At 63.8% G+C, this 10,549-nt stretch carries 8 protein-coding genes and 1 tRNA gene; 4 read left to right on the top strand and 5 right to left on the bottom strand.

Annotation, left to right across the window (positions count from 1 at the left end):
* Together FHS79_RS15235 and FHS79_RS15230 are read left to right on the top strand one after the other, a co-directional pair.
* Positions 1-450 (top strand): CHAT domain-containing protein (locus tag FHS79_RS15235; protein WP_184202055.1); only part of this gene is annotated, 450 nt, incomplete at its 5' end.
* Positions 451-461: 11 nt separating this feature from the next.
* Complete coding sequence (locus FHS79_RS15230; RefSeq protein WP_184202053.1) at positions 462-1,181, top strand: CPBP family intramembrane glutamic endopeptidase; 720 nt, start codon at positions 462-464, stop codon at positions 1,179-1,181.
* Here the strand turns inward: FHS79_RS15230 and FHS79_RS15225 are convergent, their stop codons facing one another.
* From FHS79_RS15225 to FHS79_RS15210, 4 genes are all read right to left on the bottom strand, one after another.
* Positions 1,182-1,658 carry a DUF6702 family protein gene (locus FHS79_RS15225; protein WP_184202050.1) on the bottom strand — a complete coding sequence of 159 codons (477 nt, stop codon included), beginning with the start codon at positions 1,656-1,658 and terminating at the stop codon, positions 1,182-1,184. It abuts the gene before it with no gap.
* Positions 1,655-4,012, bottom strand: coding sequence for a M1 family metallopeptidase (locus tag FHS79_RS15220; RefSeq protein ID WP_184202047.1), 2,358 nt, complete (start codon positions 4,010-4,012; stop codon positions 1,655-1,657). Before FHS79_RS15220 ends, FHS79_RS15225 begins: the two co-directional genes overlap by 4 nt.
* 100 nt (positions 4,013-4,112) lie before the next feature.
* Positions 4,113-5,507, bottom strand: coding sequence for a M56 family metallopeptidase (locus FHS79_RS15215; RefSeq protein WP_184202044.1), 1,395 nt, complete (start codon positions 5,505-5,507; stop codon positions 4,113-4,115).
* The gene (locus tag FHS79_RS15210) at positions 5,504-5,869 is read right to left on the bottom strand and encodes a BlaI/MecI/CopY family transcriptional regulator (RefSeq protein WP_184202042.1); all 366 of its coding nucleotides are present in this window, start codon (positions 5,867-5,869) and stop codon (positions 5,504-5,506) included. Before FHS79_RS15210 ends, FHS79_RS15215 begins: the two co-directional genes overlap by 4 nt.
* A 109-nt stretch (positions 5,870-5,978) precedes the next feature.
* On the opposite strand from FHS79_RS15210, the gene FHS79_RS15205 reads away from it, so the two are divergent.
* Positions 5,979-6,052, top strand: a tRNA-Gly gene (locus FHS79_RS15205).
* A 168-nt stretch (positions 6,053-6,220) separates the two neighbouring features.
* Here FHS79_RS15205 and FHS79_RS15200 read toward each other — a convergent pair.
* Entirely contained in the window at positions 6,221-8,959 is a 2,739-nt protein-coding gene (locus tag FHS79_RS15200; RefSeq protein ID WP_341534471.1) for a TonB-dependent receptor, read from the bottom strand.
* A 235-nt stretch (positions 8,960-9,194) separates the two neighbouring features.
* Here FHS79_RS15200 and FHS79_RS15195 point away from each other — a divergent pair, with 235 nt between their 5' ends.
* Positions 9,195-10,481 (top strand): metallophosphoesterase, encoded by a 1,287-nt coding sequence (locus tag FHS79_RS15195; protein WP_184202036.1) that lies wholly within the window; start codon positions 9,195-9,197, stop codon positions 10,479-10,481.
* Positions 10,482-10,549: the final 68 nt, after the last annotated feature.

The following is a 10,549-nucleotide window of genomic DNA, read 5'->3' as shown; positions in this document are numbered from 1 at the left end:
GGCGCACAGCCGGCGCTGCTCACCTCGTTCGGTGCCCAGGGGCCGGGGACCGCCATCTCGGACGGGCTGCTGACGTTCCGCGAGATCTTCGACCTTCGGCTCGATGCGGAGACGGTGATCCTCTCGGCGTGCGACACCGCCGGCATGGCAACGGTCTCGGCCACGCGCGAAGCCGGCATTGCCACGGGCGGCAACTTCGCCCTGGACGGCCTGGTCCGCGCGTTCGTCGGCGCAGGCTCGCGCACCGTCGTCGCGAGCCACTGGCCGGTGCCCGACGACTTCGGCGCCACCCAGCGGCTCATCTCCGGCCTGTTCGACCCCAATGCCAAAGCCGTCGGCGAAGCCATGCAAACCGCCGCCGCACGCCTCATGGACGACGCCGAAACCTCACACCCCTATTACTGGAGCGCATTCGCCATCGTCGGCGATGCAGCCCGGCCCGTGCAGTAGGGCGACGGCATTTGCAGGATTTGACCGAGCGACGCCGCGCAGCATTCGAATTGCTCGGGTTCGGCGCGCTGGCGCTCGGACTGCGGATCGCCTTTGATCCACTGTTCTGGCGCTTTGCGGGGCCGGTGTCGCTCGTCACTACCCTTGCGTGCCTTGCCCTGTATCTGCGTCGCCGCGACGAGGGCTGGGCGTCACTTGGATTGATTCACCTCGGGACCGCACGATCACGGTTGATGGTTCTGCCGAAGGCTTTGCTCGTATTCGTGTTTTTCGCCATCGCCGTCGCCGCTACCTTGTTTGCAGCCGAAGTGCTGGGGTGGACTTTCATGAAAGTCATCCCTGCCGGAGTGGAGGATCGCTGGGGCGATGTGGAGGGCAATCTGCCGCTGTTGCTGCTGTGGCTCGGCATCGTCTGGACGGCAGCGGCCTTTGGCGAGGAGATGTTCGTTCGTGGTTTTCTGGTGACACGCAGTCTGACGCTGTTTCGCGGCGTGCCCTTTGCAGCGGTGTTCGCCGTGCTGCTTCCGGCGCTGCTGTTCGGGTTCGGCCACGCCTATTATCAGGGCCTTCGCGGGCTGGTGACCGTGACGGCGATCGGGATTGCCTTTGGGGCGGCGTTTCTGGTGCTCAAGCGCAATCTGTGGCCGATCGTGCTTGTTCATGGCATCGTCGACAGCATCAACTTCGTGACGCTTTACCTCGGGGTCGAACGCCAGTCCCCGGTAGGCTGATCAGGGTTTTGCAAAGGTCACCGATTGCGGGCCGTCCGAGGGCTTGAACCACAGGCTGCGGGTAATGCCGTTCTGACGAATATTGACCTGGGCGGAGTGGCCGGGGTGGGTTTCGCCGAAGAAGCTGGCGCGGACGGTGACCTGCGGGCGGCGCGGCATCTTGCCGGCAAAGACGAAAGTGACATCGTCGCCAGCGAGGGTGCGCGACTGGAGCTTGAGTGCGGCACCCTGCAACTGGAAACGCCGGCCGACATAGGCGGTGAGCGCCGCGAGCGCCTCGGGATCGTCGAGGCTGGGCTGGGCTTCGGGGGCGATGGCGACGAGCGCGGGCTCGAGATCATGCGCCGAGAAGCGATGGGTGACGGTGACATTGCCGTTGTCGGCAATCCACACGACCGACAGCGAGGCATGGCCGCGATGCGCGGCTGCCGGGCTGATGGCGAGCAGCGCGGCGGCGGCCGCAACCAGCAACCTCACTTCGCCGGCCGGGTCTTGAGACTGTCGGGGCTCACCTGCTGCTCCATGTCCTTCATGCGGTTGCTGACCGGCGTGTCCTCGCGCACCTTGAGGGTGGCGGGCTCGATGCGGCGCGGGAAATGGTTGTTGCTGCGGTCGGCATCGGCGATTTCCCAGTCGGGATCGACTTCGGCCGACTTGAGCACCTTGGGCGTCACATGCTGCCAGGTGACAGTGCGGGCATTGTGACGCCACAGCTCGGCGGGGATGTGGATCTTTTCGCTGCTGCCATCCTCATAGTCGAGCTTGAGCGGCACCGGCATCACCACGCCGCCGATGTTGCGGAAGCTGAAGTGGTAGAAATTGTCCTTCACCGCCAGCGCCTCGCGCTCCTCGGCATCCATGTCGGCAATGGCCTTGGCATAGTCCTTCTTCGCCTTGACGGTGGGAGTGAATTCATCGACCTCGTCGTAATAATCGCGGGTTGCGGGGTCGACATCGACCACGGTCGGGCCGGTGTTGCGGCTGGTGGTGAGCGAGGCGGGCTCACGCGCCGCCTGCGCCTTGCGCCAGGCCTGTTCGACTTCGGGGTTGCGGGTGTCGAGCCGCGCCTTCACCACCTTGTCGAGGGCGATGTCGACATGCTCGGTCGAGTAGAACCAGCCGCGCCAGAACCAATCGAGATCGACGCCGGAAACTTCCTCCATGGTGCGGAAGAAATCATAGGGGGTCGGCCGTTTGAAGCGCCAGCGGCTGGCATATTCCTTGAAGGCGACATCGAACAGTTCGCGACCCAACACCGTCTCGCGCAGGATGACCATGGCGGTGGCGGGCTTGGCATAGCCGTTGTTGCCGAACTGGAGCAGGCTGTCCGAATGCGTCATCAGCGGCACCTGATCGCGGCTGACCATGTAGTCGACGATGTCCTTGGGTTCGCCGCGGCGGGTGGGATAATCCTTGTCCCACAGCTTCTCGGCCTCGAACTGGAGGAAGGTGTTGATGCCCTCGTCCATCCAGGTCCATTGACGCTTGTCCGAATTGACCGACATCGGGAAATAGATGTGGCCGATCTCGTGGATGACCACGCCGATCAGGCCGTATTTGGCGCGCTCGGTGTAGGTGAGCTGGCCGGTCTTCCTGTCCTTTACCGGGCGGGGGCCGTTGAAGGTGATCATCGGATATTCCATGCCGCCAACTGGCCCGTTGATCGATTGCGCGGTGGGATAGGGATAGGGAAAGCTGAAATCCGAATAGACTTTCAAGGTGTGCGCGATCGCCTTGGTGGAATAGGCATCCCAGAGTGGGCGGGCCTCCTTGGGGAAGAAGCTCATCGCCATCACCACCGGCTGCTCGGCACTCTCCTGCTTCACGCCCATCGCGTCCCAGACGAACTTGCGCGATGATCCGAAGGCGAAGTCGCGGACATTGCTCGCCTTGAAGCGCCATGTGCGCGTACCAGCGGCCTTGCCGCGCTCGGCGGCGGCGGCTTCGGCGGGGGTGACGACATAGACCGGCTCGCGGGCGGTGCGCGCCTGGGCCAACCGGTCCCGCTGGGCGGCAGTGAGGATATCGGGGTTCTGCAGCTCGCCGGTGGCGGCGACGACATGATCGGCGGGGACGGTGAGACTTACCTCGTAATCGCCGAACTCGAGGGTGAACTCGCCGTCACCGAGGAAGGTCTTGTTGTGCCAGCCCTCATAGTCCGAATAGACCGCAAGCCGCGGAAACCATTGGGCGCCGAGGAAGATGCAATTGCCATCGTCGCCCGGCCTGGTGAAGCATTCATAGCCCGAGCGGCCGCCGATGACACGAGTTTCGATGATCGGGTTGCTCCAGCTGATGCTGAAGCTGGTCGAGGCGCCCGAGGCGAGCGGAGTGGGCAGATCGATGCGGAGCATCGTGTCGACGACGGTGAACCTGAGCGGCTGGCCGCTGGCGTCGAGAACCTTCACGTCGTTATAGCCGCCTTTCCATTGCTGGAAACGCTTGGCGCGGCGGACGCCCGTTACCGAGATGCTGGCGGTATCTCCGACAGTTTCGGTGCGCTCGGCGATCGAGTTGCGGCGGAAGATGTTCTGGTCCATCTGCAGCCAGAGGTGCTTCAGCGCATCGGGCGAATTGTTCTGGTAGGTGACGCTTTCGCGCGCAGAAATGCTCTTGTTGGCCTCGTCGAGCACCGCCTCGATCTTGTAGTCGACCTTCTGCTGCCAGTAGCGGTGGCCCGGAGCGCCCGAAGCGTTGCGATAGTCGGTCGGAGTCGGCCAATCCTCGCCTTCCAGCTGGCGGAACTTGTCTTCGAAGCTGCCCTTCGTCTGGCGGATCGGCTGCGCCTGCCCTGCCACGGCCACAAGCGCCACGACCGACGCCAGAATCATCCCCAATCGCACCAGACAAACCCCCGCAGAGCCGCAATATTCCTGTCATTCGCATGGCGGGCCGGCTGGTGGCAAGCGGTCGCGGCAGGACTATGTGACTTTATTTCATTGAACGGCGTTCCATCCGTCTGATGGCCTTGTCGAGCGAGGCGAGGACACGGTCGCGGATGTCTTGAGGCATCTCGGAATCAGCAGCGATTTCGGCGCGCGTCTGGGCGATGCTGCGGGCTGCGGTGGCGCGGGCTTCTGCTGCGATGGCGGCGGCATCGATGGCGAAGCTCGCATCGGTGATGCCATTGACGTTGTGGATGACGACGCGACGCTGGCGGCCGTCCCGGCTGATTTCGACATTTGCGGCATCGACCTCGGCGAGGGCGGCTTCGATGTCGCGCTCGATGGCCTGCTGGTCGAGCTCGAGAGGCTCTGCGTCCCGGGGCTGAACCACAGTGCGGACGATCCGCACCGGCTTGCCGGGTGCCGTGGTGGTGGTCGTGGTGACGATCACGGGTGTGAGGAGGGCCTCGGGGGGTGCCGGCGGGGCGGGCGGCTGGGGTGCGCGGGGGCTTTCGGGGGGTGTCGGAGGGGCAGGCTGGGCGCCGCTGGCGGTGGCTGCGAGGCCGAGGACGATGGCGCCGGCAACGGCCAGGCCGCCTGCCAGTTGCCGGACCGGGCCGAAGACGGGTTTCATCATGCCGAGACGCTCCTTGAGTTGCGAGACATGGTTGAGGGCGCACGCCGCGGCGGGGGTGCGGGGGGTGGCGGACTTGAGGATGGCGCTAGCATAGGCGGCGCGGGCCGACCCGTCGGCGCCGGCGAGGACGGTGGCATCGCACGCCAGTTCCTGATCGGCGCGGAAGGCTTTCCAGGCGAAATGCGCGACCGGGTTCCACCAGTGGAGCGCCAGCACGCCGAGACCCAGGGCATTGGCCCAGAGATCGCGCCGGTCATGATGTGCGCCCTCGTGGAGAAGTGCCAGGCGGCGCTCTTCGGGGGTATAGCGCGACTGGAAATCGGTCGGCAGCAGGATGCGGCGCTGCCAGAGGCCGGCAGCCATGGGGCCGTGCACGGCGGGGCTCATCAGCACATCGATATCGGCGATGCGGGTGAGGGGCTCGGCCTGGGCGAGGGTGGCTTCGATGAAGCGGCGGTAGCGGATGCGCTGGAGGCCGGCGAAGACGAGGGTACCGGCGATCCAGCCGATCAGCAGGATGAGGCCCCAGTCCGTGCCGGCTTCCGGCGGCAGAGCTGCGACTGCCTCGGGGCTGACGAGGCCGATCGTGAGCGCATCGGGACGGGCGATGGCGGATGCATCGGCGGGGATGAGCCAGGGGCGCCAGCCGGGGAGCACCGGCAGCACGGCGCGGGCGGCCGGGAGCAACCAGAGCGCATAAGCGGCATGAGCGCCGAAGCTGCGTGCCACCGGGCGGCGGAGCAGCAGCACCAGCGCCATCAGCAGCGTTGTCATGATGAGGGTTTCGAGCAGCCAGTCGATCATTTGCCGAGCTCCTTCACCAGCTTGGCCAGCTCGGCGATGTCGGCATCGCTCAGCTGGCCCGTGTCTGCGAGATGCGCCACCAGCGGCGTGGCGCGGCCGCCGAACAGCCGATCGACAAGGCGGCGCGACTCCCCCGCCACACAGGCTTCGCGCGCCACTGCCGGGCGATAGAGATAGCGGCGGCCTTCTTCGTCATGCGCCAGCGCACCCTTGGCGAGGAGGCGGCCGAGCAGCGTCTTGACGGTGGCGAGGCTCCAGCCGGTGGCGGGGGCGAGTCGCTCGGCGACATCCTGGGCGCCCATCGGGCTTTCGGCCCAGAGGATTTCCATGACCTGCCACTCGGCTTCGGGGATGCGTTCCATGCTTCGACTCGCGATTACTTCTGTAATCAAAAGCTATCGATTACGGGCGTAGTCGTCAAGTCCCGTTGTTGACGGCCGCAATCCACCCGCTCTATGGGTGTGCGGCGCCGCGGGCATGATGTAGTGGTAGCCTGGCAGCTTCCCAAGCTGCTCGTGCGGGTTCGATTCCCGCTGCCCGCTCCAACTTCCCGTTCGCCGCTGTTCGCGGGCGTCTGGACAAACTCATGAAATCAAGGCTTTGGGGCCCCCAGGTCCTGAGCGTTCACCCGTGTTCCCTCTCGGCCACCACCGGCTGGGGGTATGATTGGCCGGTGCATGCAAACCAGCCTTCACGGCATTCCGCGCGCAGAATCAGAAGTTGGCGCGCGCACCGAACTTGAACGTGCGCTGATAGGTTTCGAACTGGAGCAGCCGCCGTTGGCCAGGCCCGGTGCGGAAGGCGGTGAAGTCTGCATTGTTGAGGTTCACCACCTCGACGAACAGCTGCAAGGCGCTGTTGATGCGATATTTGGCGGACAGATCGACCTGGAAAAGCGGCCGCACATAGCGATCGGACTCGGCATCCTCGCCCAACTCGTCGAGGAACTGGTCGCGGTAGCTGGCAGCTGCGCGGAACGAGACCGGCCCCTTTTCATAACCGAGCACGAAGTTGGCAGTGTGCTTCGAGGCCGCCGGCAGTGGGATGCGGCGGCCGAGCACGTCGCCACGGGCGTTGGTGTAGGTGTAGTTCACATTGGCAAGCAGGCCATCGAAGGGAGCCGGCAGCATGGTGAACGCCTGGCTGTAGCTGAACTCGGCACCGAACACCTCGGCGCGATCTCCGTTGATCGGGATATCGGCCTCGGTGAAATCGATGCCGGCGAAGGTTCCGTTAAGCTGGCGCGACGTCACGATGAAATCGGTGATCGACTTGTAGAACAGGCCAGCCTGGACCACCGACTGCTTCGAGAAATAATATTCCAGCGTCGCATCCATGTTCCAAGCCTTGTACGGGCGCAGATCGGGGTTGCCGAATGCACCTTCACGCTCGCCATCCTCGTTTTCCGCAACGGTGAAGCGCGGTGCCACCTGGCCAAAGCTGGGACGCGACAGCGAGCGGAAGGCGCCGAAGCGCGCCACGACATCATCGGCCAGATTGACGCGAAGGTTCACGCTGGGAAGAAAGTTGGTGTAGTTGCGCTGGAAGGCCACCGGCGAGATGATGACCGTATCGTCTTCAACCTCTTCGCCGTTGAGGATCGACCCTTCCTCGAACACGTCGGCGCGGTTACCGGTTAGATCCTGCCTCGTGTGCTCTAGGCGCACGCCGACGATCAACCGCATCGCGCCTGTATCGAGCCGACCCTGCACATAGCCGGCATAGATGTCTTCCTTGGCGCGAAAGTTTTCGGATGCTGTCACGAAGTCGCTCTCGATGTCGTTGCGTTCGAATTGCGAGTCCGCTGTCCGTGCCACGAAGTCGCGTACCCGGCCGAGATCGGTGACAGGGTTGATATCGGCGAGGGTGAATGCCGATCTGCCGAGCACATCGGCCAGGGTGAGGCCGCCTTCGACATCCTCGAACAGATCGATGATGAAATTCTGGCGCTTGTCACGTAGGCGGACCTTGCCGCCGGCCTTCAGCTCGAAATCACCATCAGCGAGGGCGAATTGGCGCGCTACATCAGTGCGGAAGCTCCACTCCTTGTCCTTGGCATCCTCGCGAGTCGTCCTCTCGAGCAACGAAAACTCGTAATTGCGTGGGTTGAGGAAGTCGTTGCGGCCGAAGTTGATCGCATAGGTCGGGCGCTGGAGATCGGCATAGTTGATCGTCACTCCGAGCGCGCCCGGCTCCTCGAAGCGCTGGCGGAAGCGGATCGGATCGACCGAGCCATCCTCGGTCTGGCTGGCGAAGGAGCGTGCGACGTCATAAGTGATCGTCCAGGGGCCGGTCTCGGTCTTGCCGCCGGCTGAGACGGTTGCCACAGTCTGGATTTCGCGACGATCCTTGAGGTCGCGTCGCACTTCGATGCGATCGTCGGCGGAATTGAAGGTGGCCGAGGTGGCGCTCCCCGATTCCGGTTCGGCATCGAAACCGAAGATCAGCCGGCGCCGCAGCTCGGTATCATCGAATTTCGAGTAGAGGCCGCGCACATAGAGCGTGGTGCCGGGAGTCGGGCGCCAGTCGATGCTGAGATTGCCGCCCCAACGAACGCGCTGCACGTCATAATCACGATATTCGAGGTCTTCGGCATAATCGATGCCATTGTCGGCCGTGGTCCAGCCATCGGCTTCGATGTTGTCTGTGGCGAATTGGCGGCGGTTCCAGCTGGCGCCACCGGCGATGCCGAAATTCTCGGTGATCGGCACCGAGAAATTGCCCGTGAACTTGGGTGACCATTGCTCGGCGAGCTCGTTGTAATCGCCCTGCGCGCTCAGGCCGACAAAGCCCTTCTTGCGGTCGAAGGCGCTCGTCGTCTGGATGTCGATCGAGCCGCCGATGGTATCACCGTCCATGTCGGGGGTGAGCGACTTCTTGATCTCGATCGACTCGATGAGCTCATTGGGGATCACGTCGAGCGCAACGTCCCGATTGTCACCGCCAGTGGAGAGCACGCGGTTGCCGTTGATCGACGATGAGTTGAGCCCGGGTGCGAGACCGCGCACCGAGACGAAACGGCCTTCGCCCTGATCGTTCAGCACGTTGATGCCCGGTGCGCGGCGCAGCGATTCAGCAACATTCTGATCGGGGAACTGACCGATTGAATCGCGGGTCAGCACCGTCGTTACCGTGTCCGACGACCGTTGACGTGCGATCGAGGAGAGCAGCGTGGATTGCTGGCCGAGCACGAGAATGGTCGAATTCTCCGAGCCCTCGGCCGACATTGCAAACGCCAACGCCCGCTCGCCACCGTCGATCACATTGACTTGCTGCGTCTGCTCGGTGGCTCCGGCGTAACTGACCGTAACCGTATAGCTGCCAGCTGGCAGACCCGTGAAGCGGAAGCGGCCATCGCCATCGACCTGGGTGACACGGTTGAGTTGAGCGATGCGTACTTGCGCCCCTTCGAGCGGCCTCACGCCGCTGCTGTCGAGAACAGTGCCTGTCACGGTGTTGGCGATTGCCGGCATCGCAACCGTGGTCAGGAGTGCGCCAATGATCGTGCGAGCGCGCAATATTGATTTGCCCATGCTGTCTGCCTCCCTGATTGACGACAGCGTTTGCCGAGAGAAAATGACGTCGAGATTTAATTTTCATGACAATTTGCCTACAAGCTGCAGGGTTCTTGCCCTGCAGTCACAGTAGCGGCATGAAGCATCGGACAACCAATTGGCGGGATTCACCATGACCATCAGTCGACTAGCAGCGCCCGGCTTCCTGCTTGTGTCGCTGGCCCTGAGCGCTTGTGCGACCGGACCGGAATCGGCACCGCAATTGCCATCGACCACTTCAGCGCCGGGCACCTGGCATATGGTTGCCATCGGCGATCATGGCTATGATCTGCGCTATCTCGAAGCCGAGGATTACACGCCGCCGCGCACGTCCGAACAGTTTGTTGCCGAAGCGCGCGCCGATTGGTTGAAGGACAAGCGACCACCAGCCGAGTTCACCGCCGGCCCGCAGGCAATCCATCGGCCTTCGGGCAGTGTTGTAGCTGCCTCGGGGTTGATGCCGGTCGCCAACGCCATGGACAGTTGGTGCCAGGCGCACCCCTGCCAGTTCGGGGTGCTGTTGGGGGACAATATTTATCCCGATGGTGCAACGCTAGGCGCCGATGGCAAGAACGACGCCGACCGGTTCCGCCACAATTTCGCCGATCCCTATGGCCGCTTTGGGCGCTTCGCGGGCGAGTTCAGATTCTACACCACGCTCGGCAACCACGACTGGCACACAAGCCGCGAGGCCGCGATGGCGCAGGTCGATTATCTCGCCAGGACAAAGCCCTTCTACATGGACGGGCTGATCTATCGTGTTTCGCCGCCCGAAACGCGAGGGGAGGTCGAGATCTTCGTCATCGACACTCAGACGCTGCTCGCCGGCCGCACTTTCATGGAAGACGAACTCGCCGACGATGGCAGCGAGATGCCCTCGGTCAAGATGGAGTCGCCCGAGCCGTGGGAGAAGCCGATGACTGCGCAGGAGGCCGACCAGGCTGGCTGGCTTGCAGCAGCGCTCAAATCTTCGCGCGCCCGGTGGAAGATCGTCATCGGCCACCACCCGCTCTGGGCGTCGTCCGGTGGCAAGTACCGCCAGTCCGAAGCGTTGCGCGCGGCGATCCTGCCAGTGCTTTGCGAGCATGCCGATCTGTATCTTGCCGGCCATGAGCATACGCTCGAAGCCTTTGCCGATGATTGTACGACCGCGTTGCCGGGCAGTGCCGTTCGGCCGCTGCCGGCGATCGTCTCGGGTGCCGGCGGCAAGCAGCGCCCGCTCAATACCAATTTCATGCGGCAGCAACTTGTGCGGAATCCCGGGCTGAAGCAGCTTCATGTGCAGGGCATGGTGTGGGGTGCGGCACACCTCACGCTGGCGCCGGAAACCGCGACGATCACGTTTATCACCACACCCAATGACGGCGGCGGAAAAGCCGTTGCCAGTGGCACCTACAGCTTTGCCCGCCGCACGCGGTGAGGTGCTGAAAAAATGCTACGGCACGGCTGGCAGCGCGCCAGCGGCGAACCGCTTCATGTGTCAAAGAA

Source organism: Polymorphobacter multimanifer (assembly GCF_014205635.1).
Taxonomy (GTDB): Bacteria; Pseudomonadota; Alphaproteobacteria; order Sphingomonadales; family Sphingomonadaceae; genus Sandarakinorhabdus; species Sandarakinorhabdus multimanifer.
Note: the sequence above shows the minus strand (reverse complement) of the source record. Positions and strands in the feature narration are given on the sequence as shown.